Annotated in this window: 16 protein-coding genes; 6 read left to right on the forward strand and 10 right to left on the reverse strand. The window is 56.4% G+C overall.

The features are described from left to right. Positions 1-213 precede the first annotated feature (213 nt). The 3 genes from ACQK2Q_RS13315 to ACQK2Q_RS13325 all read right to left on the reverse strand — a co-directional run bounded on the left by ACQK2Q_RS13315 (position 214) and on the right by ACQK2Q_RS13325 (position 9,482). Positions 214-990 carry a helix-turn-helix transcriptional regulator gene (locus tag ACQK2Q_RS13315; RefSeq protein ID WP_425410229.1) on the reverse strand — a complete coding sequence of 259 codons (777 nt, stop codon included), beginning with the start codon at positions 988-990 and terminating at the stop codon, positions 214-216. A gap of 397 nt (positions 991-1,387) precedes the next feature. Then, on the reverse strand, positions 1,388-2,962 hold the full coding sequence (locus ACQK2Q_RS13320; RefSeq protein WP_425410230.1) for a hypothetical protein: 1,575 nt from the start codon (positions 2,960-2,962) through the stop codon (positions 1,388-1,390). A 256-nt stretch (positions 2,963-3,218) separates the two neighbouring features. Beyond that, positions 3,219-9,482 (reverse strand): right-handed parallel beta-helix repeat-containing protein, encoded by a 6,264-nt coding sequence (locus ACQK2Q_RS13325; RefSeq protein ID WP_425410231.1) that lies wholly within the window; start codon positions 9,480-9,482, stop codon positions 3,219-3,221. A 305-nt stretch (positions 9,483-9,787) separates the two neighbouring features. Here ACQK2Q_RS13325 and ACQK2Q_RS13330 point away from each other — a divergent pair, with 305 nt between their 5' ends. After that, positions 9,788-10,657, forward strand: a complete 870-nt coding sequence (locus ACQK2Q_RS13330; protein ID WP_425410232.1) for a sulfotransferase family protein — start codon at positions 9,788-9,790, stop codon at positions 10,655-10,657. On the opposite strand, the gene ACQK2Q_RS13335 is transcribed toward ACQK2Q_RS13330, so the two are convergent. From ACQK2Q_RS13335 to ACQK2Q_RS13355, 5 genes are all read right to left on the reverse strand, one after another. Continuing rightward, the gene (locus ACQK2Q_RS13335) at positions 10,654-11,364 is read right to left on the reverse strand and encodes a TIGR02466 family protein (RefSeq protein ID WP_425410233.1); all 711 of its coding nucleotides are present in this window, start codon (positions 11,362-11,364) and stop codon (positions 10,654-10,656) included. The two genes, ACQK2Q_RS13330 and ACQK2Q_RS13335, sit on opposite strands and share 4 nt — an antisense overlap. 73 nt (positions 11,365-11,437) lie before the next feature. Continuing rightward, a complete protein-coding gene (locus ACQK2Q_RS13340; protein ID WP_425410234.1) occupies positions 11,438-12,775 on the reverse strand; it encodes an HlyD family type I secretion periplasmic adaptor subunit in 1,338 nt (445 codons plus the stop codon). Further along, entirely contained in the window at positions 12,775-14,550 is a 1,776-nt protein-coding gene (locus tag ACQK2Q_RS13345) for a type I secretion system permease/ATPase (protein WP_425410235.1), read from the reverse strand. Before ACQK2Q_RS13345 ends, ACQK2Q_RS13340 begins: the two co-directional genes overlap by 1 nt. Next, positions 14,543-16,072, reverse strand: a complete 1,530-nt coding sequence (locus ACQK2Q_RS13350) for a TolC family protein (protein ID WP_425410236.1) — start codon at positions 16,070-16,072, stop codon at positions 14,543-14,545. The genes ACQK2Q_RS13345 and ACQK2Q_RS13350 overlap by 8 nt, the downstream gene beginning before the upstream one ends. A gap of 232 nt (positions 16,073-16,304) precedes the next feature. Beyond that, on the reverse strand, positions 16,305-17,693 hold the full coding sequence (locus ACQK2Q_RS13355; RefSeq protein ID WP_425410237.1) for an oligosaccharide flippase family protein: 1,389 nt from the start codon (positions 17,691-17,693) through the stop codon (positions 16,305-16,307). A 103-nt stretch (positions 17,694-17,796) separates the two neighbouring features. Between ACQK2Q_RS13355 and ACQK2Q_RS13360 the strand changes: the two genes are divergently transcribed. The 5 genes from ACQK2Q_RS13360 to ACQK2Q_RS13380 all read left to right on the forward strand — a co-directional run bounded on the left by ACQK2Q_RS13360 (position 17,797) and on the right by ACQK2Q_RS13380 (position 23,903). Further along, positions 17,797-19,338, forward strand: coding sequence for an O-antigen ligase family protein (locus ACQK2Q_RS13360; RefSeq protein WP_425410238.1), 1,542 nt, complete (start codon positions 17,797-17,799; stop codon positions 19,336-19,338). 23 nt (positions 19,339-19,361) lie between these two features. Further along, entirely contained in the window at positions 19,362-20,468 is a 1,107-nt protein-coding gene (locus tag ACQK2Q_RS13365) for a glycosyltransferase family 4 protein (RefSeq protein ID WP_425410239.1), read from the forward strand. Positions 20,469-20,604: 136 nt separating this feature from the next. Next, a complete protein-coding gene (locus tag ACQK2Q_RS13370) occupies positions 20,605-21,066 on the forward strand; it encodes a (2Fe-2S)-binding protein (RefSeq protein WP_425410240.1) in 462 nt (153 codons plus the stop codon). Positions 21,067-21,068: 2 nt separating this feature from the next. Next, a complete protein-coding gene (locus ACQK2Q_RS13375; protein WP_425410241.1) occupies positions 21,069-23,240 on the forward strand; it encodes a molybdopterin cofactor-binding domain-containing protein in 2,172 nt (723 codons plus the stop codon). A 12-nt stretch (positions 23,241-23,252) separates the two neighbouring features. Beyond that, positions 23,253-23,903: an Isoquinoline 1-oxidoreductase subunit gene (locus ACQK2Q_RS13380; protein WP_425410242.1), complete on the forward strand. Its 651-nt coding sequence runs from the start codon at positions 23,253-23,255 to the stop codon at positions 23,901-23,903. A gap of 40 nt (positions 23,904-23,943) precedes the next feature. Here ACQK2Q_RS13380 and ACQK2Q_RS13385 read toward each other — a convergent pair whose 3' ends face one another. Beyond that, entirely contained in the window at positions 23,944-24,606 is a 663-nt protein-coding gene (locus ACQK2Q_RS13385; RefSeq protein ID WP_425410243.1) for a class I SAM-dependent methyltransferase, read from the reverse strand. Continuing rightward, positions 24,593-25,300 (reverse strand): glycosyltransferase, encoded by a 708-nt coding sequence (locus ACQK2Q_RS13390; protein ID WP_425410244.1) that lies wholly within the window; start codon positions 25,298-25,300, stop codon positions 24,593-24,595. The genes ACQK2Q_RS13385 and ACQK2Q_RS13390 overlap by 14 nt, the downstream gene beginning before the upstream one ends. Positions 25,301-25,351: the final 51 nt, after the last annotated feature.

The raw sequence follows: 25,351 nt of genomic DNA on the forward strand, positions 1-25,351 counted from the left end.
CTCTTGATGTACGGACGCGCCTTAAGGCCGCGCCGTGAATAAGTTCCGGCTGACGATGACGGGTATTCTCTTGGTGTACGCGCGCCAGACTTTCTGTCTCGCGGCGCGAAAAATCGCAGGGTCAGACGCGCAAGCAGCGAACCAAAGCGGCAACCACTTGGCGCATTTGCGAAAAACAAATGTGCAACTGTCTAGAATACCCCTCCAGCAGCATTAACGAAGGTTAACGCCGGGTGAGGAAGCGCGCGCCACCCCCTGGGGTGGGGTGATATGATTTTTCGAAGACAGTTTCAAAATCATTTCAGGATGACTTTTGACGTCAAGTTTTTGGTAAATGTTCTTCAGATGCCATTTCAAAGTATTCCTGCTTACATTTATCCGGTTGCATAAATCATTGCGGCAGACGCCCTGGTTCAACATGTTCGCAATTTCCGCTTCCCGCGCTGTCAGCCCGAAACTGTCGGAAATGCGTTTTTCCGTTGGCCGCTGACCGGTTTGAGAAAACCGCAGCAGAAAAGCGCGCCGGATATGCGATACGAGGCCCGCGGCGTTGCGCACATCGTCTCTGTTAAATTCCCGCCCGCGTGCACGGCAAATCGTGAACCCTCGAAGCGCGCCGCCCACCAGAAAGCGAAACATAAGAATATCTTCAACGTCGCTTGGGGCCAGGACAAATTTGTAACTGTCCGTTAAATGAAGATTTTTTACGCCAATACATGCGGACACTGTCAGTATTTCATCAACGGGCGCCGTCAGCGCGTGCTTTCGCAAAGGAGCCTTTGCGGCAAAGTCGAGATTAAACTTCTGCGCCAACTCATTGTTTATATTCGAAGCAGCCGTAATATGCGGCAAGCCGTCTTTAAATAAAAACACCGTGCCTGCATGTGCATTGAATTTTTGCGTCAGTAAATTCAACGCGCCGTGCATGGCGTCGCTAAATATAATGCGCCGGTAAAGTTCATCCAGATCTGCTTGCGTATAAAACGTCATTCCCCACAACAATTCGACGCTATATTTTGCCTTTACCCCTACAGTGCGCCAAATATCCCCTTGTCAATAAAACCCCAAAAAACAGGTTCTATAGTCTAAAAAAGACCGCCGGATATCAAGTTATCATGCAAAATATCCGTTCTGTATCCTGGCGCGGCAAAATATCTTTGTAAGTGAAAGGCTTAGATATATCGGCGCGGCGTTCTCGCTGGCGCAACATCGTCAAAAACGCCCCTCTTGAGCATTTTCCCGGATTAGTCAGCGCCAGCCTACCGCCGAAGCGTCTCGACCCGGCAATCGATATTGAACTGGGTGCTACACGGCCGCGCATTTATTATTCTGACGCGCCTATGTGCTGCGTCCGTTTTAAGTAGCCCCATGATCGAACTGGTGGATTTTACGTAAAGATAAAATCATCTTCATGCAGATCAGCGACTGTGACGCCGAGAAGTAAAATCGTGTCGCCGCCGCCAAAATCGATCGTCGTGTGGGTTCCGTTGTCCGACGCCGCCGCGATCACCTCAACAAATGTATCAAACGCTGCGCCGAACGCTACGAGCTGGATGACGTCATCCGTGCCGGCGCCCGCCACAAAGTCATCGAAAATATCGCTGTCATGGCCTTTGCGGAACTGAAATACATCGTCGCCCGCGCCGCCGGTTACCGAGTCGTCGCCAAAACGGCCATTCAGCGTGTCATCCCCTGAATCGCCTTTGAGCCTGTCGGCTCCGCCGCCGCCAGTCAGGGAATCATTATCTTCATTGCCAAGCAGGGTATCGGCCCCGCCGCCGCCAAACAGGCGGTCGTCGCCCTCAAATCCGCGCAACACATCATTGCCGCTCGAACCGTTGAGCAGATCTTTGCCAAACCCGCCGCGCAAGTCATCGTTCCCCGCACCGCCGCCTAAAGAATCATGACTGCCAAAACCGTGCAGAGTGTCTTCGCCGCCGCCGCCAATTAACGAGTCGCGACCAGCTTCGCCGCCAAGCGTGTCGTCGCCGGCATCGCCTGACAGCGTATCGTCGCCGGCGCCGCCGTCGAGCGTATCATCGTCTGCCCCGCCATTGATGCTGTCGTCTCCCGGTCCTCCGTCTACGGAATCGCTGCCGCCAAGCCCGTCATAGACATCAGCGCCGCCCAAAAGACTTGCCGTATCATCTGTAATATCGAAGCCATAAAGCAAATCTGCGCCGCTGGTGGCTTTCCGCACCGGCATGCCCATATCTTCGAACATAGCAACGTTTACAGGCTCGATATAGGCGCGATCGCCAGCGGTAAGACTGGGGTCCATCAAATTATCGAAACCGCCGTCGCTACCCTTGGCGATATGACTTTTTGAATCAGGATCAAGAAGAAACGAACCGCCAGCGATCCCCGTTGCAGCGGCGCCAACCCAATACCGGTCGCCGCCGATAAAATCGACATTATCGTCGAAGGGCGTAATATCCGGTCCGTCGACATCAATATCACCCGGCTCTTCCCCTTCAATCGATCCGAGAAAACCAAGTCCATGCGCAATTTCGTGAAGCGCGACGGAAATAAAATCGAACATCCCACCCGGGACAGCCGCCGTTCTGAGAAAAGGGTCGGGATCAAAAAAGAAATCGCCGGCTAACAGCGTCGGCGTATCAATCGTTATGGTGATGTCGATCGTATCGTCCGTTCCGGCGTCGCCGTCAGGGGCCGCCAGATCAGCGCCCACAATATATTCCTCCATGGAATCGAGCTTCCAGATTTCCTGTCCGGGCCCGTCGAATCCCGAGTAGGATAAGCCTGTGCCGCCGCGCGCTAACGCCGACCCGGAAATATCCTCGAACGCCAAAAGGAATTTGATGTCGAATCCGCCTTGGGTGAAATACCGGTTCCATAACTCGGCCGCAGCCAGAATACCGGTTTTCACCGATGCGATCACGCCGGACGAAACGCCGCTGGAACCGACGGAAGCGTCGTCGACTATTGAAAAAGTGGTCATGTTTATTCCGTTTCCTCTTTAGATTTCACCTAAAGGAGAACGCAATAAGACTGTCTATAATGCCGCCTTATTTCCCCCGTTTTGCAACATCATGCAAAACATGGTCAGTACACTATCACAAAATGGCGATATTGAGGCGCTCGACGGCCGGCAAGTTTCGCAATCGCGGTAATGCCTGATTATCATTGATAAAAAATTCCACCGGCTTGCGCAGACTATTCTTTCTGGTCATCGCAAGCCGGTGGAGCCAGCATGATTATGTGAAGATAAAATCATCCTCATGCAGGTCGGCGACCGTGACGTTCAGTAACAGGATGGAGTCGCCGCCGCCGAAGTCGATGGTGGTGTGATTGCCGTTGTCCGACGCCGCCGCGATGACTTCCGCGAACGTATCGAACGCCGCCCCGAACGCCACGAGTTGAATGACATCATCCGTGCCGGCGCCCGCCGTGAAATCGTCATAAATATCGTTGCCGTGGCCCTGCCGGAACTGGAACAAGTCGTCGCCTGCGCCGCCGGTCACGGAATCGTCCCCGAAACGGCCGTTCAGCGTGTCGTCCCCGGCGTCGCCGCGCAGGCGGTCAACCCCGCCGCCGCCGGTCAGCGAATCGTCGCCGTCATTGCCCACGAGCGTGTCGTTTCCGCCGCCGCCAAAGAGACGGTCTTCGCCTTCGAACCCGCGAAGAACATCATTGCCGCCTGAGCCGCCGATAAGATCGCGCCCGAAGCCGCCGCGCAGATCGTCATTTCCATCGCCGCCGAGCAGCGTGTCATGGCTGCCGAACCCGTGCAGGGTGTCCGCGCCGTCGCCGCCGATGATCGAATCCCGGCCTGCATCGCCGCCGATCGTGTCGTCGCCCGCGCCGCCGTTCAGCGTATCGTCGCCGAAACCGCCGGAGATGGTGTCAGCGCCGCCATTACCGGCGATATCATCCCCGTCTTCCAGTCCGTTGATTTCATCGGAAAACGCGCCGCCGACAATGACGTCCGCATTCGCCGTCCCCTGAACGATGTCCAGAATTTCAACCGCACCGATATCGAGATCGCCAACAATCCGCGCCGCGCCGCGGCCATCCACCGGCAGATCCTCACCCGTGTTCATGTCCGCGTCGAGGTCGAGCGTGTCCGGCGGCAGGAACCCGGCGGCGCCCGCGCCATCGGCCAGGCCGCCGCGCAAGATCAGGACGGTTTCCACAGGCCCGCCATTGTCGCGCAGACGCCCGGAGGCGATACCCGTAAAGGGATTCACAACTGTCTCGTTGAATACAGCGCCGGTGTCTGCCGTATACAGATCGCTGGCGCCGGCCAGGCCTGACTGACCGAAAATATTGCCGCCAAGCGATATGAACACGCCGCCTTCGCGCGCATCCACGTCGAGGCCGCTTCCTTCTGATCCATTGCCGGAGAAAATAGTGTTCGCAGCATAGACGCCGCCGCCATCTGCCTGGACCGCCCCGCCATTTGCACTGTAGTTGCCGGTGAAAGTACTGTTGTAGATGAAAGCCTCGCCGGCGTCCTGCCGGATCGCGCCGCCGCCGAAACCTGATATATTGCCGTAAAAACTCGAATTGACGACATAGAGAAACTCGCCGCCCCTGGCGTGAATGGCGCCGCCCACGACGTCAGCAGCGTTACCGGCGAAAAGCGTGTTGGTGAATTCAGACCGCGCGTCGTATATGTAAACGGCCCCGCCGGAACCCTCCGCACTCGAATTGTCGCTGAATGTTGTGTTCGCAATCGCCGTCGGCGCCCGGTAAGCGCGGATGGCGCCGCCATTGTTATCGGCGCTGTTGCCTTCAAAAGCCGAATTCGAAATGTTGAGAGAACCGCCATAAAGATCAATGGCGCCGCCAGTCGCGCTATGCGCCTGATTTGAGGCGAAAGTGCTGTTTTCAATGAAAACAGACGCATCGTTTCCGTAAATCGCCCCGCCCGACGCTCCGCTATTGCCGTAAAAATGAACATTGCTGATCTGCGCTTGCGAGCCCTCGCCCAGTGACAGCGCGGACGTCTGAAAATCAGAAAATTGGGAATTCAGAATCGTCAAATTGGCGTTAGCGCCCGTGGCGACGGCGCTTCCCGCATTATTTGACGTGAAATCAACGCCGTCGATTTCCACATCCTGCAAATCGAGTTCGGTTCCGCCGCTGAGCGTAAGGGCGTTCCCGCCGGAAGTCAGGCGAAGTCCGATATCCGCAACGCCGTCATCATTGATGTCGCCGTCAATCGTCAAATTGTCTTGCGTAACAACCAGCGTTCCGTTTTCTGCGCCGGTATCGATTACCGATCCCGCCAAGCCGGCGCCAAACTGAATTGTATCTCCGTTTTGCGCCAGGCCGAGCGCCTCAGCGAGCGACAACCCGCCGCCATCGCCCATTTCGGCCGCGAGGTCGCCGCCCTCAAAACCATCTTCGCCGCCGGCGGAGGCGGCTGTGGTGACGGTGAACGTTTGCGGGCCCACCGCTTCAAACGCGCCGGCGTCAACGCGCGTGTCCTGAATTCTGTCCTCCCCGCGCGCATCGACAGGCAACGCTTCGGCGGTATTCATGTCGCCATCGAGATCGAACAGATCGGCCGGAAGATTAGCGTTATCACCCCCGTCGAGTGCGACGCCTGCGGCGTTAATCGCAACCGTATCGACCGGCCCGCCATTGTCCGCAAGTTCGCCGCTCGCAAAGCCTGTGAATTCGTTGACGACAACGCTGTCGAAAATCGATTCGAGACCGGCGTTATTCACATCATCAAGACCGCTCAGACCGGAATCGTCAAAGACGTTGCCGCCGTAATTGTTGATGACGGACGCTTCGCCGTTGTTAGATATATTGTTGGCGCCCTCGGCGAAATTTCCGGCGAAAATTGAATTGCCGACATTCACCGTCGCGCCGCCAAAACCTCTAATCGCGCCGCCCGAACCATTGCTCGCCTCATTGCCGGTGAATGTGCTGTTGTAAACGCCGACGCTGGCTGCGCTATCAACGGCTATGCCGCCGCCGGCGCCGCTCTCGGTGAAGTTGCCGTAGAAAGTCGTGTTGATGAAATCAACCGCCGCCGTTCCCGTCACATGCGCGCCCCCGCCGGGGCCGGATTGATAAAGCCCGTTGCCGCTGATCGTTGAGTTGATCACGCTGCCCGTTTCGACGCTGTCGAATACAAGGCCGCCGCCGGAGCCTTCATTCACGTGGTTGCCGCTGATCGTCGTATTGCTGATGATGGTCGCACTGTTGTCGTTGGAATGAACGCCGCCGCCGTAAGAGGCCGCAAAGTTGTTGTTGATATTTGTGTTGTTGATGGTCAGGTCGCCGCTCTGGTTGAAGATACCGCCGCCGCGATAGTTCGATGAATTACCGCTGATAAACGCGCCGTCGAAATCAGCTGTTCCCTCGACAAAAACGCCGCCGCCGCTCGTCGCCGCAGTGTTCGAACCGATAGCCGAGCCGCCATTAACGGTCAGATTGCCGCCGCTCATGACGCCGCCGCCATTAACAGCGTCGTTCATGTAGATAAAAGAGCCTTCGGTGATCGTCGCCGTACCGCGGTTGTAGAGCCCGCCGCCATTGGCCGCTTCATTATGCGCGATTTCAGAGTCAGAAATGTAGAGCGTCGAGCCGGATGACGCCGTTGCGACGCCGCCGCCTTGATTGGCTGCTGCATTTTGAGAAATTTCGGAATCAACAATATTCAGAGTTGAATTGCCGGCCACATAAATACCGCCGCCGGAACCTTCATTCGCAATAGTATTGCTGTAAATATTGCTGTTCTGGATGGTCACTGTTGCATCTGCGCCGACATACACACCAGCGCCCTCGCCGCCGCTGAGGTAACCGCCGGTAATCATCAATCCGTCGATCGCAATGACCTCGGGATTTGCCTCGTCTCCACCCTGCACTTCTAATACGCGGCTCAAACCGCCGGCGTCGACGGTGATGTCGTCCGTGCCGTTATCGTCGAGATCGCCGTCGATCGTAATGCTGTTGGAAATCGTCAATTGCGTTCCCGCGAGTGTGATCGTCATGCCGGAAAGCGCATTGTCGAATGTGATTGTATCGCCGTCCTGCGCCAGCGCCAACGCTTCGCGCAGGGAAAGACCAGCGCCGTCTGTTTCTTCGTCGTTGAGGTTCGTTGTCTCCGCGCTTTCATCCGCGATCGTGGTGACGACGAAAGTCTGCGGCATTTCCACCGCCCCGAGATCGATGTCGTCGCCGGAAACGCGCGCGACGCCGCGCGCGTCCTGAATATCGGGGTCGCCAAGGCCCGGCGCTGCGAGAAAGGCGTCATCGCCCGCGTCCACTGCGTCGCCGTCAAGGTTCAGGGCGACGGTCAGCACCGGTCCGCCATTATCGGCGAGCAGCCCGGACGTAACGCCCGTATCGGCGTTGGCGCCGACATCGCGAAAAATATCCTCCAGCGTCGTATCGCCGACATCGCTGGCGCCTGAATAAATATCCGTACCAATAATATTGCCGCCGTAAAGATTCACAGTGCCGGCGACTTCGTATCCGCCAGGTTGCTCATTGCCGGAAATAATGCTGTTGGTCAGGTTGATTTCAAAGACCGAAACCCCGCCGCCGATCATCCCGCCCTCTCCGACTGCGTTGCCGGTGATTGTAGAATTTGAAACGTCGATGGTTGACGTGGAGAAAATTCCAGCGCCCGACAACTCTGCGCCATTGCCGACAATGGTGGCGTTGATGATGTCCGCGGTTCCGCCGTCATTGTGCAGGCCGCCGCCGTAATCGCCCGCCATATTGCCGGATATCGTGGAATTAACGATAGAAAGCGCGCCGCCCTGATTGCTGACGCCGCCGCCGTCTTCTCCGGCGCTGTTGTCTGAAATCACGACGCCGGCAAGGCTGAGGGCGCTGGTCGCATCAACCGCAACACCGCCGCCGTCGGAAGCGGTGCTGTTATTTGCAACGGAGCCCCCATACATGGTCAATGTAGAACCGCTTTTCACACGGATGCCGCCGCCGTCGTCAACACCGGCGACAGAATTTCCCGTCACATCTACATTGTTGAAAATGGCCGTCGTTCCATAATTGATGAGAGCGCCGGCGCCGCCATTCGTGTCGGACGCATATCCGCCAGACAGCGTTAAACCATCAAGGGTAATCGCGCCGCCGCTGTCTAGCTCCATAACGCGATATGAACCGCCGCCGTCAAGCGTGATGTCGGCGACGGCGTCATTATCGATGTCGCCGTCTATTGTGATATTATCGGAGAGAACAAGCGAGTCCTGCGCCAGAACGATGGTTCCGCCTGAAAGCGCGGCGTCGAAGGTGATGGTGTCGCCATTTTCGGCGAAGGCGATCGCCTCGCGCAAAGACGTAAGCCCGTCAAGCGAATCCACAACATCATCTAACGTGGTGACGATTAGCGAACCGGCTTCGACCTGGTCGGCCTGAATTTCATACGCGCCCACATCCGGCGCCGCGGAACCGACGCCTGCAATATCGACCGACCGGTCAAACCCTGATCCGCGCGCATCGAGCGGCAGGTCTTCCGCCGTATTGGCGTCATTGTCTATGTCTTGCGCATCTGCGGGAAGCGGCCCGCTGGCGGCGTCAACCGCCAGATTGAAATCGGAAGCCTTCAAAGCAACAGTCTGAACGGCGCCGCCATTGTCAGCGAGTTGGCCCGATTCGAACACATCCAGCGTTTCGACATCGGTAATCGTACCCATGGAAGCGGAGTAGCTTTGCGAGAAAATGTTGACGCCCACATAATTCGCCGTTGCGCCGGAATCGTTCGTCAAATCAGAATAACCCGCTCCGCCCGCGCCGTAGAATTCAGGATTATTAACGATGATTGAGTTCGACAACGTAAGATCATCGCCGTTGAAAATGCCTCCAGCCTCGCCAAGAATGGTGTTATTATTCGTGAGCGTGCCGTGGTGGAGCGTCAGCGTACCCTGATTGTTGATGGCGCCGCCGTCGCCAGTCGCAAAATTGTTGGCAAGCGTTACATTGACGAGTGTTGCATAGCCAAGATTGTAGATACCGCCGCCGCCGCCGGACAAAGTTGATGTCGTGTTGGCGTCAATTGTCGAGTTTACAACCGTCAGGTTGCCGCCATTCCAGATGCCGCCGCCGACATTGGCGTTATTCGAACTGATCGTGCTGTTTGTAATTGTCAAATTAATGCCTGCGCCGGAATCCACGGTCACACCGCCGCCGTCAACGCCTGATTGAGCGCCGGTGATCGTCAGTGCGTGCAGGGACGACGTTCCGCCAGTGGTGAAATGTATGACGCGGCCCGCGCCGTTCGCATCAATAGTAATATCCCCGTCGCCGTCGCCGTCCGTGTCCCCATCAATATGGGCGCCCTGCGTCAGGGTCAGCGCGCCTTCTGTCAGGGTCAGCGTTCCGTCAGCGAGCGACGCGTCGAACTCTATATTGTCGCCATCCGCCGCCAGCGCCAGCGCCTCGCGAAGCGAAAGGCCGTTCCCGTCATTCGTCTCATCTGTCAGATTGCCTGAATCAAACGCTTCGTCGTCGAGCGTCGTTACGGTCAGCGTCGCCATGGCGGCCTCTCCCCTTTATTCAGGACCGCCATGATCAGCGTCCCTCCCTCAAGACGGGCATGCCGCCCGCCTGCGTCTTCCCCAAGACTGCAAAAACCCTACCGCCGGGAGCGGCAAACGACAACGGGTAAAGGGCTGGCCGGCGCGAATTCGTTCGAAAACGACTTGTCTTAACCTTGTGCCGGTTGCGATTAGCGCGAAGCGCTGCGAAAGTTGCATGTGCGCATGCCGCAAAATTTTTCTACGCCGGACAAGGCGTTAATAATAATCGGCGCCGAAACGAACGTTACATCAGGAGACTGCGCATGGCGAAACGGGCAAAAACCACATCAGAACGAAAATTCCATTTCATCTCCGGTCTGCCGCGTTCCGGATCGACGCTTATGGGCGCGCTCTTGCGCCAGAACCCGCGCTTTCACGCCGGCATGTCCAGCCCCGTGGCCAGCCTGATGGAGGGCGTGATCGCGCAAGTCTCCGCCGGCAGCGAGCTTTCCTCCATGGTGAACGAGGAGCAGCGCGCCGCCATTATACGCGGATTATTCGACACCTATTACCGTGACCGCGACGAAAAGGTGATTTTCGACACCAACCGCGCCTGGACCGCACAACTCCCGGCGCTGATGAAGTTATTCCCCGAGGCGAGACTGATTTGCACCGTGCGCAACGTCGCCTGGGTCATGGACAGCCTGGAGCGGCAATATCGCGGCAATATGTTCGAGAATACGCGGCTGTTTAATACGCCTGCGGAGCGATCGACGGTTTATACCCGCCTTGAGGCGCTGGCGGGCCCGAACAGGCTCGTCGGTTTCGCGTGGCACGCCCTACAGGAAGCCGTCTGGAGCGAGTTCGCCGATCGCATAGTGATCGTCGATTATGATATATTCAGCGCCCGTCCCGGCGAAGTCATAAAACTCATCTACAAATTCATTGAAGAAGACCTCTACGAACACGACTTCAGTAATGTGGATTACGACGCCCCTGAGTTTGATTCACAACTTGGCGTAAAGGGACTTCACAAGGTTCATGAGAAAGTCGAGCCGCGCCCGCGCAAGTCAATTCTGCCGCCGGAACTGTTTGAACGCTATGCAAAGTTGTCTTTCTGGTCCGGCCTGAAAGGCTCGAAAGCCTATCGTATTGTGCCGCAAAAAACGGAAACCAAGCCGCCGGCGAATTAATCGCCCTTAACAAGATCCAGCGGCGCGTCTTCAGGCGCTTCCGGGGCCTGCGTGCGCGCCTTGGCTTTAAAACCTATGTTAAAGCTGATCGAAACGCGGAAATCTTCCCCCCGGTTCGGTTGCACCGAATGCTGAAGCCATGATGGAAACACCAGAAGCTGTCCGGCTTCCGCTTTATATTCCACCGCCTGCAAGTTAATCGGTTTGCGCCTTTTGACCGGGTAAACATTCATCAGCCGGGCAGGCACAGGGTCGTAAAGTTCGATATTCCCGGCGCCCTCCGGGGTTTTTACATAATAGGCGCCTGACAAAATCGCATTCGGATGAATGTGCGCCTTGTTGAAGTCGCCGGGACCGTTCTTGTTCAGCCACATTTCCTTGATGATCAGGTCGAAATTATCGAAATCGAACTCCATGAAGGTTGCGCATCCAACGCAGGCCGTTCCGATTATTCGTCTGATTTCAGCCAGATCTTCTCTATGATGTATCTGATCGTGACTGTGCCAGCCGCCCACATTGGAGCGCGTGATTGAATCCGTGTCCGCTTCCAGCGTGTCGAGAACGGACATGATATGCGTGTTGATCCGTTCATGATCCACGACCTTTCGCGACCATACAGGCGTGTGAAACCAGACCTCCGGCACGAACCCGTTTGCCTGTTGCTGAGGCTGAGGCTGGCCCTGCGCGCCCGGCGGATTTTGCTTCATGTTTTCAGCTCGATAAGCATTTGAACCATCGACAAGTGAAGCCGAACCTGACGCGCCGGCAGGCGCGGGTCAATTATTTATCTTTCAACGCTTTTTCATTCAGGTTCGATAAAGGCTTGATAATATAGGCAAGCACCGACCGTTTTCCGTTCAACACTGCCACTTCGGCCGCCATGCCGGGCAGGATTTTCAACTCACCGCGGCGGCTTTTGAGCGATTCGGCGGTTGTGCGAACTTTGATATTGTAAAAGCGCTCTTCGCTTTTCTCATCCTTGATCGCATCGGGGCTGATATTTTCGATGACGCCGTCCAGCGAGCCGTAGAGCGAGGAATCGTATGCCGTGATGGAGACTTTCGCTTTCTGACCCATGCGCAGAAAACCAATATCGGCCGGTTTGATTTTCGCTTCCACAAGGAGCGTGTCCTCGCTGGGAACAATTTCGACAATGGTTTCGCCGGGCGCGACAACGCCGCCGATGGTCGAGACGAGCACGCGATTGATCACGCCGGCGACCGGCGCGATGACATCGGTGCGCGCCACTTTATCCTGCAACGCCGGCAGCTCGCCCTTCAACCCTTCCATCTCCGCCTTGGCTTTCGTCAGTTCGTCAGCGGCGGCGGCGGTGAATGTTTTTCGGATACGCTCCGCTTCGCCTTCAGCTTCGGCGATTTCGAATTCCAGACGTCCTATGGCGATTTCGGCTCTTTGCGCTTCGCCTTTTGCGGCTGCTTCGCGCTGGCGCGCGCGCAACAGCTCGACCTGCGGTTCGATGCCCTTGCCGACGAGCCGCTGCATGATGCGTAATTCTTCGACGGCCAGTTGATGCGCCTCTTTTGCTGTAATCAACGCAATATGCGCGTCATCAAGACCTTTGCGGCGCTGATCGAGCTTGTTTTGTTCGATCCCCAAAGACGCTGCAAGCTCTTCCTGGCGCGCCTGATAAAGCTGGCGCTCGTTTTTCACGACATTCGGCGCCGCCGCCACAAGTTCACTTGGAAACGCCGCATCGTCCAGCGAGGCTTCGGCTTCGAGCCGCGCAATGCGCGCCGCCAGCGTGTTGAATTCATCCTGCCCTTGCGCGAAAGCAACGTTCATTTGCGTTGGATCGAGGCGCACGAGCAACTCACCCGCTTCAACATGGTCGCCTGACGCAACAAGAATCTCCTTGACGATGCCGCCTTCGAGATACTGCAATTCCTGAAGCTGGTTCGACGTCACCACCCAGCCGGCGCCGCGCGTCACGCGATCCAGCTTTGCAAACGACGCCCAAACAAGCGTCAAAACGACAAGCCCGGCGATGACATACAAAAGATACTGTGCGGCTTTTGCCGGCTCAACCGGCAAAGCGTCGTCGATCACATCATTGGCGCCGGTCTCGTTAGCGGGAACGAGTTGATTGTTTTCAGTCATTACGCCGCCCTCGTCGCAACGATTTTCGGCCCGGCGATGCGTTTCGTTCTAAGATCGCGCGCCGACGACATGGCGCGCAACACCGTATCGCGCGGCCCATCGACAATCACGCGCCCCTTGTCCAGAACGATGATGCGATCCACCAGACGCACCATCGACATGCGGTGCGTCACGATCAGTAAAGTGCGCCCCCGCGTCGCGCGTTCCAGCCGCGAAATCAACATGGCTTCCGCCTGCGAGTCCAGCGCGCTTGACGGTTCATCAAGCAGCAGGATCGAGGGTTTCGGCGCCAGCGCGCGCGCCAGCGCTATCGCCTGACGCTGTCCACCTGACAAACCTTCGCCGCGTTCCGCAAGGCGTTGATCATATCCGCCGGCCGAGGCGCCGACAAATTCATGTACGCCGGCGATTTTAGCCGCATGCAGAATGTCTTCATCTGATACATTTTCCAATCCAAGTGCGATATTCTCGCGAATGCTGCCTGAGAACAGGCAGACATCCTGCAGGACGGCGCCGATATTAGAGCGCAGATCCGCCGGCCGGAGTTGACGGATATCCGTATCATCGACCAGTACGGAGCCTTCCGAGGGCGAATAAACACCGGTAATCTGACGTACAATCGTACTTTTTCCAGAGCCGTTTTTTCCAAGTATCGCGACGCGCTCGCCCGGCTCGATCGTAAAGGAAACCTCATCCAGCGCACGCGATGCGGCGCCCGCGTAGGAAAAACTAACCTCGCGAAACTCGATCCGGCCCTGCAATTCAGGACGCGGCAAATATTCCCGCGTCGGGTCTGTTTCACATTGCGCGGTCATCAGATTATTGAGCGACTTGTATGAAGCCCAGGCGCCGTTGACGCGGCTCAACAGCGACGCCACCTGTCCCAGCGGCGCAAGCGCCCGGCCCGTCAGAATCACCGATGCGATCAGCGCGCCGGTGGTGATTTCGTTCGCGCTCACGAGAAAGACGCCGATCACAACGACGCCGACTTGACTGGCCTGCTGCGCAAACCCGGAAGCGTTCACGGCAAACTGGTTGAGGAACCGCCCGATAGTGGAAATCTTCGCCTGACGCATTACGCCATTGCGCCAGCGCGCACGCATCAATCCGCTGGCCTGGACGCTTTTTACGGTTTCAAGGCTCGACAGCGTTTCAATCAGAACGGCGTTTTTGTGATGACCTTCCGCCATCGCCTGTTGTGTGCGCTTCATGATTACGGGCTGGATAATCACGCCCGACGTCAAGGCGACCAGGACGCCGATCAACGGCACGAGTGCAATCGGCCCGCCGATCAATGCAATCGTCGCAATGAATAAGAAAATAAATGGCAAATCGACAATCGCGACCAGCGTGGCGGAACTGAAAAAATCCCGCAAATTTTCAAATTCCTTGACGAGGCCGGCGATGGCGCCTGATGCGCCGCGCCGCGCATCCATCCGCATCGCCATTAAATTATCGAAAACGCTTGAGCCGACCGTGGCGTCCAAACGTTGCCCGGCAATATCGATAAAATAGCCGCGCAGCGATTTCAGAATAAAATCGAAAATATGCGCAAGCACAACGCCGATAGTCAGTGCGATCAACGATTCAATCGCCTGGTTAGGAAGAACGCGGTCGTAAACCGTCATAATGAAAAAAGACGACACCAGCCCCAACAGGTTAACAATCGCCGCCGCCAAAATTGTCTGGCCGTAAATTTTGCTATTCTCTCGCAGCGGCGCAAAAAGCCAGTGCGGAGAGGCGTCAAGGTTATTGGAGGGACGACTCTTACTCATTCAGGGCTCCGGCGACCGCAGCGTCATAGTCCAGTTGCGGCGAAAATCGTTGAAGCAATCCACCGGTATGCTCCATCAGCGCATAAGCCGCCATATCCTGCGCGGAAAGCGCTGTCAGATACGCAACCGCCGCTTCGAAATAATCATTTTCCGCCTGCAGCACATCAATCAGGTCTCCGCGGGAAAGTTTGTAACGCTCCAGCACAAGGTCGCGTGTTTCATCATGCGCGATGACCGCCTCGCCCAGCGCATCCAGCCTGGCGTCCGCGCTTTGCACGCGTTCATACGCCATCGCGGCGTCCCGTGAGATTTCCTGACGGATACGGGATTCGCTGAAAGCTTCGCTTTTTGCGCGGGATCGGGCGATCGCGATATCCGCCGCACGCGCGCCGCCGCCAAAAATATTATAATTGACGTTTACGCCTGCGCGGACGTCGAAATCATCGCCGTTGTCGAATATATCGTACTTCACTGCATCCACGGATAATCGAACTTCAGGGTATCGCGCGCTTTTCGCCGCTTTGAAATCCGCCTGCCGCTGGTCCGCCCGCGCGGCCGCAGCAGCCAGTTCCGGATTGCTGTCGAGCGCTTCGACAACAGCCTCGTTTCGCGAGCGCAAGACAGGCGCGGATATTTCCGGACGCGACAGGACATCGGGCGTTTCGCCAAAAAACTCTTCATATCGGATATCGGCGTAGCGTTTACTTTCTTCGATTTCCGACAGGCGCGCCCGGGACGCCGCAAGCCTTGCGCGGGCGCGCGTTACATCCGCTTTTGAGCCCGCGCCGAGGCGTTCGCGCTCCTTGACGCTGTTCAGTATTTCTTCGTGCCGCCCGATAAAGGCGTCGCCCAGCGCGGTCAGGGCCTGATGCGCAGCGACATCGTAATAAGCGGTAAGCGCATTAATCGCGAGGTCGTTGATACGCGTGCTGAGCGCGTTCTTGTACTCCTCGCTCAGCGCGCGCGCGCTGCGGATGCGCTGGATCGTAGCGCCGCCATCAAAGATCAGTTGCGAGGCGGAAATACCGGCAGTGAACTGCTCGCGCGGGCGAAGCGATTCGACAACGTTATCCGTGCCTGCGCCAAAATCTCTGGTGATCGAATAATCCCCCCGCAACTGACCGGAGATTTGCGGCAACAGGGCGGAGCGGGCTCTGCGCCTTGCGGCGGACGCTTCGCCAAGGTTCGCCGCTTGCGAATGGAAAGCAGGATGCCGGCCCACAGCCCGGCGGATGAGCGCGGCGAACCCAGCGTCGTCGCTGCGCTGTGCGATGAGATATCCGGCGGGACCCAGCGCGTTCGCGAGCGACGAAGAATTCTGATCGCTCGCCTGATCGCTCACCTGCGCGCGCGCCTGATATGACGCGTTTTCCGGCGAGACAGCGCCGCGCGGCGTTTCACCTGCGCCATCCGGATAGACAGAACCGTAATATTTCAGATTTTCAGGCGTTAACGCCGCAGCCTGACCAAAGATACAAATAGCGGCGGCGCCAGAAAGAAATTTAATCTGAAGCCTCAACATTAAGCGCACCCGTCATCATACTTTGAAGCCCGCCAGATCAGCCGGCCTGTTAAGGTTAACCAATTCCTTGGTAGAGACAGATCACTGATAAAGGCTTAACTGATTGGCATTCGAACGCCGCCGAACCTAAGAAAAGGAATGAAACTTTCTTAAAATTTCAGTGGGCAATGTTTAATCAGTTTTTAATCAATTGCCGCAGGCTTTACTTTTCCGGCGCTCGGCGTTGCCCGCTTCAGCCAATTGTAAAAATCAAAACCACCAGCAGCGCCATCACAAACAGCATTCGCACTTCGGCAAGCGGCTTGAGGCGGATATGTTTTGATCCGATCCGCCAGATAATCGGCAAGGAAAGCGTTTCGGCCAGCGCAAAGGTTACAATCGCCGCTTTTTCTCCGGCGAAGGAAAACATCAGCGGCGTCAGGCAAAGCACGGCAATACCGGCAAGAACGGTCACCGCCGTGAAATTGCGACTGTCGCCGCCGGCGAGGACCGCAACATTGATCAACCGAAACGGCGTCAGCAGCAGGAATGGCGCCAATAATTTTACATAATAGCCAACGCCCGCGTAGCTGTCCGGATACAATATGGCGAAAACCGGTTCGGCGAAGAAAAAAGCGCCAAACGCCAGCGTTATGGAGCCCGCTTCAACGGCGAGACGCGATTTATAGTAAGCATTCGTCAGACTTTTCGGCCGCTCACGGATGATCTCGCTATAGGCCGGGTATAATATCCGCCGCATCAGCGTTTGGACGATTGCCGAGGCCGCGCCGATCCACATTGTGGCAATGGCGTACAAACTGAAATTATCGCTATTCATAAATCCGCCGAAGAGAATCTGGTCGCCGCGGTTGACTAGAAACCCGAAAAACGACGCGATGATCAGCCATTTTCCAAAATGAAAAATTTCCCAGAAATATTCGCGTTTGAAACCAAACCGCATGGCCGGTCCGGGAAAAACAAAATGCGACGCCGCCGTTGTCACCGCAGCATTCGTCAACATGCCGATAATAAGCGCCCAGACGCCAAATCCAGCCGCAGCGAAAGCGATAGTCGTCAGCATGGCGATGAGCTGTGCGCTGATCTCAAGAGCGATAATACGCCCCATGGCCAGCTTCCTTTGCGCCATCGCCTTGTTGATCGATGAGAAGGCGCCGATAAAAACCTGTGCCCCGGCGGCGGCCATGACCCAGGGCAGAATCGGATTGGCGTAAATGCTATCGGTGCTGAACGCACCGCTTGTGTTCAACAACCATACGCTGAGCGCGGCGAGCAAAATCACGCACCAGACAATCGTGTTTCTTGCGAACTGAACCGTCCAGGCCGTATGAAGGAAATCGGGATCGTCGCTATTTTTACTCCGCACGACGCTCGTGCCGACGCCGATATCGGAAAGCATCACCGCCCAGATATTGATAGAGACCGCGACAGCCATCAGACCGAACGCCTCCGGCATGAGAAGCCTCGTCAAAATCAGGTTTGAAACCAGCCGCAGCGATTGGGCGACGCCAAATCCGCCCATGGTCAAGACGCTGCCTGTCTGAACGCGCAATCTTAACGATTGCGCGTCAGCGCCTCCGGCAAAGGGCGAAAATTTCGAGATGAGTTGCGTTAACGTCTTCATATTTCAATATCGGATAGACTGTGCCAGTAAGCTAATTGGCCGGTGAAGGCTACGGCAAAGACACGCGCAGTCGAAAACAGCAGGATTTCAGGACCGTTAGATTATGGGGCCGCACTTTAAAGCCTTTATTGCTGTTTTCATTGTTTCCACCGTGGCTTTGTTTTTTTTGCGGCAGGGTTTTGCGCCGCTGATAGGGCAAAAGCGCGCAACCCACTGGTCCGCAACGTGGCTGATCATGACAAGCCTGGCGTTCCTGCTGACCAATTACTGGATGTTTATCATTGTCGCAGGCATTGCCGCATTCGGCCTTTCGCGTGCGGAGCCCGTGCGCCCCGCCATATATATTTTGTTGCTGAGTTTTGTCCCGACCCTGGGCGAAGCGATCCCCGGCTTTGCCGGTATTAATAAATTCATCGAGGTCAACCCGCAGCTGGCGATCCTGTTCGTCGTTCTCCTGCCGCTCATGTTCTCAGGCGCGGCGATGAAAAAATTGAATAAGGTGGGCGTGAAGGCGGATTTGTTTTTTCTGCTGTTTTTGATTTTGCAGATCATCCTTTCCGTCCGCGCGCCAAGTTTTACGCATATGCTGCGTACGGCCTTGCACGAGTTTTTGCTGATCGCACCCATATATTATGTGATGAGCCGCTATCCGAAGTCTTTTTCAGACATGCGGATTCTGTCGGCGGCGCTGGTTTTTCCAGCGATCGTTCTGTCCGCCGTTTCCATCCCGGAATTTTTGCGCAACTGGCATTTTTATAATTCGGTATCGACAAACTGGTTCGGCGCAATGCCGTTCGGCTATACGATGCGAGAAGGCTATCTTCGCGCATCAACTTCTGTATTCAACCCTATCGTCTGGGGTTATATTGCGATGTGCGGGCTCGGGATCGGAATCGCTGTTTTAAATGACAAGATAAGCAATTTCTACAAATATGCCGGGATCGCCTTGCTTGGCGTTGGCCTTATTGTCTCTCTGTCCCGCGGCCCCTGGATCGGCGCTGTCGTTGTTCTTGGGGTATACGTATTGCTAAGCCCAAACGTGGTGACCCGCTCAATGCAAGCGGCCGTTGGGGGTGTGGCGGCCCTTGCAATATCGCTCATGACTCCCTTCGGTAAAGACATTATCAGCCTCATTCCGTTTGTAGGCGGCGAAAGAGACGCAACTGTTACGTATCGGCAAAAACTGCTGGAAAATGCGTGGCAGGTGATATTGGAACATCCCTTTATCGGCTCCGCCGACTTTATGGCGCACAGCGCGCTGCAGTCCCTCCGGCAGGGGCAGGGCATTATCGATATCGTCAACACCTATTTGCAAATCGGACTGAAAAGCGGCCTTACCGGTTTGATATTATTCTTGGGTTTTTTCCTCTGCGTTCTTAGCTCGCTGCTTAAAGTCCATAAACGGGCCAAGAAAGCCGATCCCGTAATGGCGAATTATTGCCGGGCTTATATCGCCACGATTTGCGGCGTGTTGCTGACGATTTTCACCACAAGCAGCGTCGGACAGATTCCTTACTTATACTGGTCGCTGGGCGGGCTGGGCATTGCGCTCGCGCGGGTCGTTCATCAGCAGCTGGACAGCGGCGTGACGCAAACAACCGTCCCGGCGGCAAGCAGCGCCGCCGAAGAATTTGCCTGGAAATGAACCGCGCCTGCCGAGTGAATGCTTTGACCAATAAATTGCGCATCAATATCCTGACCTATAATCCGTCATTCGGCGGCGGCGACCGCGTCGTTGCAATTTATGCGCGCAAGCTCAAGGACATGGGCCACGATGTCCATATTATAGCCCTAAAGCCGCCGGCGCCGCCCATCGCACATCGCATAAAACGTTTTATGCGCACAGGAAAATTCATCAAAAACAGTTTCAGTACGGAGCGCTTTTCAAATGCCGGTCTTTGCGTCCGCGTTGTCGAAGGCAAGCAGGCGATTGAAAATTGCGATGTGCCGGACGGCGATATCTTGATCGCCACATTCTGGCTGACAGCAGAGTGGGCGATAAATTTGAGCGCGCAAAAAGGCGCCAAGACCTATTTGATACAAGGATACGAAGCAGCGTTTCCGTATGCCCCGGCGGCGCGCGTTAGGGCCACCTATACTGCGCCATTCAGCAAAATTGCGGTGTCTAACTGGCTCAATGAAATGTTGCGTGAAAACGTACAGACAGAAGCTTTCGCCGTCATTCCAAACAGTGTTGACCATGATCAGTTTTATGCACCCCCGCGAAACAAAAACCAGCGTCCCTCTATCGGATTTTTATATTCGACAAGCGAAAATAAAGGCGTTGATGTAACAATGCGCGCAGTTCAACTGATGCGCGACACGATCCCGGACCTCAAAACAATTGCCTTCAGTACGCACCATCCAACAAGAAAACTTCCCTTACCGGATGGTTGCGAATTTTATCACCGGCCGGCGCAGGATAAAATCCGGAATATTTACGCCAAATGTGATTTATGGCTGTCCGCGAGCCGCATGGAAGGATTTAACCTGACGCTTCTAGAAGCCATGGCGTGCCGTACGCCTGTCATCGCTACCCGCGCAGGCGCCGCGCCAGACCTTATTGACGATGGCGTGGAAGGCTATGTAACGCCAATAGATGATTACGCCGCGCTGGCGCATAAAGCCGCCAGCGTCTTGCAATCCTCTGACGATAAATGGCGGCGCATGTCCGATGCAGCCTATGAAAAAGCTATTAGTTATTCATGGGACGATGCGGCGGCGCTTTTTGAAAAAGCGCTCCTTGAAATCGCCGCGGCTGAAAAACACACATAGCGGCAATTTTCTGCTTGTGCTGACGGCTATCGTATCGCGCGGCCTTTTCGTGTAAACTCCGCTCTAATTCGTTGTCAGATTTCAGGTTGCGCGCGTTCTGCTGCCTGTAGCCTGCGTATAACCGGGAGAATCAAGCATGGCCGTAACGTTCAATGTCAACGGTGAGAACCGGACAGTCGATGTTGATCCGGATACGCCGCTTTTATGGGTGTTGAGAGATGAGCTTCACCTTACCGGCACCAAATTCGGTTGCGGCATTGCGCAATGCGGCGCATGCACTGTCCATTTGAATGGTTTTCCCCGGCGGGCCTGCGTCACGCCCGTCTCCTCTATCGAAGGGCAATCGGTTACAACCATCGAAGGCCTTCAAGGCGTCGAAGCCGAGGCGGTCCGGGCGGCGTGGACCGAGCATGATACGCCGCAATGCGGGTATTGCCAGTCGGGACAGGTCATGGCCGCGGCCGCGCTGTTAACGCGTAATCCAAAACCGACTGACGACGACATCGATAACGCCATGGCGGGCAATATATGCCGGTGCGCTACATATGTGCGCATACGCAAGGCCATCAAAACCGCAAGCGAAAACCTGGGAGAATAATTATGGCGCCTTTCGATACGCCCGCTACTTCGCGTCGCGCCTTTCTTTCCGGCGCGGGCGCGCTGATGATCTCTGTCGCACTGCCCATAAAAGCGCGGGCCCAATCCGGAGGCGGCGAAGATATTTTCGAACCAAACGCATTTGTCCGGGTCAGTCCGGACAATACGGTCACGGTCATGGTCAAGCATATTGAGTTTGGCCAGGGACCCTTTACCGGTTTGACGACGCTCGTCGCCGATGAAATGGATGCGGACTGGTCGCAGATGCGCGCCGAGCACGCCCCGTCGGACGCCGAACTCTATGGAAACGCCGCATTTGGACCAGGGATACAAGGCACCGGCGGCTCCAGCGCGATTTTTTCTTCTTACGAGATTATGCGTAAAGCGGGCGCCGCCGCCAAAGCCATGCTGGTCGCCGCCGCCGCCGAACGCTGGGGCGTTCCGGCCGGTTCCATCAGCGTATCGAAAGGGATGGTCTCACATGCGGGCAGCGGACGGTCAGCGACTTTCGGCGAGCTTGCCGGCGCGGCGGCGAGCCAGACGCCGCCGGAAAATCCGGTTCTGAAAACCCCTGATCAGTTTCTTTATATCGGCAAATCAGCGCCAAAAATTGATACAGAAGCGAAGGCGACCGGCCAGGCAATGTTCAGCCTCGATGTCTACCGGGACGGTATGCTGACCGTGGTCGCGGCGCATCCGGAAAAATTTGGCGCCAAGCCCGCGTCTTTCGACGCCGCCGGCGCTATGGAAATTAACGGCGTCGAAGATGTGAAACAGGTTGGCGACGCCATCGCGGTTTTCGCCCGGAATTCCTATGCGGCGCTGAAAGGCCGCAAGGCGCTTGACATCTCGTGGGATGAAAGCGCTGCGGAAACACGCTCTTCAGACGCAATCGCGCAGGAAAGAATTGACGCTGCAAAAAATCCGGGCGCGACCGCTGGTGAAAACGGCGCAATCGATGATGCGCTCGCCGGGGCCGCGACGATGCATGAAGCGGAGTATGTTTTCCCTTATCTTGCGCACGCCCCAATGGAGCCGCTGGACGGCGTTATCGAGCGATCGGAAGACGGCGGCGTCGAGGTCTGGATGGGCAGCCAGATTCAGACCGGAGACCATAACGCTATCGCACAGGTTTGCGGCGTCGATATGTCGAAGGTCAAGCTGAATACGATGCTCGCCGGCGGCAGTTTCGGCCGCCGCGCGCAGCCGACTTCGCATTTCGCGGTGGAGCTCGCTTCAGCCTTCATGGCGGCCGGCGGACAAACTCCTGTCAAGCTTATGTGGACACGCGAGGACGACATTCAGGGCGGCTACTATCGCCCGCTGACAGTCCATCGTCTTCGCGGCGGACTTGACGCCGACGGCAATATTATCGCCTGGGACCAGGTCATCGCGGCGCAATCGTTTCTCGCCGGGTCGCCGTTCGAGGGCATGATCCAGAACGGCGTCGATGCGAGCATGGTGGAAGGCGCAGCAGAAATCGCTTATGACATTCCAAATTTCAAGACATCTGCGCATATCATAAACAATCCCGTGACGACGCTCTGGTGGCGCTCGGTAGGGCATACGCATACTGGCTATGCGGTGGAAACCTTCATCGATGAACTGCTTGAAAAAGCCGGCAAGGACGCCGTTGAAGGCCGGCTGGCGCTCATGAAAGACGAAAAACATGCGCGTCTCGCGGGCACATTGAGAAAAGTCGCGGAAATGGCCGGGTGGGGGCGGGCCGCGCCGCAAGGGCGCGCCTTTGGCGTCGCATCGGTTGAATCATTCAGATCTTACGTTTCGCAAATCGCCGAAGTCTCCATCGAAAACGGCGGGCCGCGCGTTCATCATGTCTGGTGCGCCGTCGATTGCGGCGTCGCCGTTAATCCCGATATTGTCCGCGCCCAGATGGAAGGCGGCATTGGATACGGCCTAGGCGCCGTCCTGTTTAATGAGCTTATCCTTGGCGAAGGCGGCGCTGTTACGCAATCGAACTTCCACGATTATCGCTCACTCCGCATCAATGAAATGCCGGAAGTTGACGTTGCAATCATACCGTCCACCCAACCGCCGACAGGCGTTGGCGAACCGGGAACACCGCCGATCGGGCCGGCGGTCGCCAACGCCGTGCGAAAGCTCACCGGCAAAACGCCGCGCCGGTTACCGATGATCAAAGACATGCAAGCGTAGGGAGAGAAGAAAATGCGCAATCGACAGGTCCTTCTTTCCACTGTTTTTGCCGCCGCCTGCGGGCTCGCCGCCTGCGGACAAAATAATGACGACGCCGGTTCTGCATCGCGCACCGGCGCGCTTGAGGTCAACGGCCTGCAGACGCCGGCCGCCTTCGCCGATATAGCTGACACGCAAGAGCGCGCCGCCGCGCTCTTTACCGAAATGGCGAAAGTCATTCAGCATCCGCGCTGCGCCAATTGCCACCCGAAATCCGGCGGTCCGACGCAAGGCGACGACATGCATCCGCATAACCCGCCCGTCGTTCGGGGAGAAGCGGGCCTTGGCGCTACCGGCATGGAGTGCACCACATGTCACGGCGAGGCAAATGTTGAATTCGCCAGCATGGAAGGATCCATTCCCGGCGCATCGCCATGGCATTTACCGCCGGAATCCATGGGCTGGCAGAATTCAACGCCTTCGGAAATCTGCGCCCAGATCAAGGACCCTGAACGCAACGGCGGCAAATCGCTTGAAGACATCGTCAAACATAATGGCGAGGATCATCTGGTGAACTGGGCGTGGAATCCGGGCGAAGGCCGAACGCCTGCGCCGGGCGATCAGGAAACTTTCGGCGCGCTCACCGCCGCATGGGTCGAAGCGGGCGCGGCTTGCCCTGGTTAAGTAAACCGCCGAAGCCATAAGCCATATGACTGCAGGAAGATCAGGCGCGCTTTACGAAGTGCGCCATAGAGCCCGCGTGATGCCACCAGTGCCTCGACGTTCGGTACGCCGGAATGATCACATCAACGCCGTTCCGGGCGCAAAAATCGCCAACCGCTTCCATTACGGGCTGACCATAATAACTGTCATGCAACAAAACATGACCGCCGGGCGCAAGCAGCGGAAACCAGTTGTTGAGATCATCAGTACACCCTTCGTAACTATGATCTCCGTCTATAAATAGAAAATCAAATGCGCCGATCTGATCGTATCTGGTTTTTCGGCTGTCGCCGACGATCAAATGAACGTTCTCGCCCACGCCAGCGTTGTTCATGACGTCCAGAAGCCGCGCATCATCCTGCGGCGCAAGATCGATTGAATGGATGGGCGCGCTGTCGTTGGCGCACGCCATGACAAAGGTGCTGCCGCCATGAAACCGGCCTGTTTCCACAATGCCTTTGCGCGCACTTGCTGCAAATATAAAGAGGTATTCCGCCTCCCATGGATCCAGGCGAATAAACTCGCGCGGCGCTTCGGTCTTTTTAGGTAAGGCGTGCGGGCGCGCGTTCCGGGCGATCTTTTTGGGATCGGCCTCTTCCGGCTGAAGGATATTCTTTGTCCGAACAGAAGCGCCAAACCGTTTCAGAAATTCACGATACTGCACGGGACGCCTTTTGCTGTGTCAGTTGTTGATATTCGTCAATCCATTCATCAGCGAAATCGACGTCGCGCCATTCCGGAAACCATGGTCCGCCGCGGGTATAATGAACCGCCGCCGGTTCAGGGTCGCCTCTATCCATCGAATACCAGCCTTCCAGCCAGTTCCATTTTGGCGACAGCGCGCCAATGGCGTCATCCTCAGCCCAGGATAGACGATGAAGATAACTCGGCTCGGCGCTATTGACGCAGGCGGGGGTCAGCGTTTTGCAAAAAGCATGAGCGTTGTCGAACAACATCAGCGACGACCAGTTCTTGCGCGGATAATGCTCCTGCGCGCGGCCGTCCATCTTGGTGCGTTCCTTGGGTTTGTAATCATGCTGCACGCAATGCACGGCTTTGCCGGATTCAAGCTCTGCGAGCAATTTTGCAACGTCCTCCCGCCACAGAAAATCACAGTCAAAGTATAGCGCCAGTCCGTCATAATCACTCAGAAACGGCGTGAGGAAACGCGTATAGGTGAATTCTGTCGACGCACGCGGATCCTCCGGACGGTCAAACGTTCCCGCCTGGCGCAAAGCCGTCTGCTTCAATGGCGTGATCTCCAGTGGAATGCTGGAATGCTTCAAAATTGTATGACGTGCGACCTCATAGGCCTCGACTTCACGCGAATCCCAACCGATAAATACCTTCAACTTCATGTTCTTTTCCGCCACAAATATTCCCGGTCATCAGTGAGATTCACGCTGAAA

The sequence above is a fragment of the Hyphococcus sp. genome (assembly GCF_965228385.1).
In the GTDB taxonomy this organism is placed as follows: domain Bacteria; phylum Pseudomonadota; class Alphaproteobacteria; order Caulobacterales; family Parvularculaceae; genus Hyphococcus.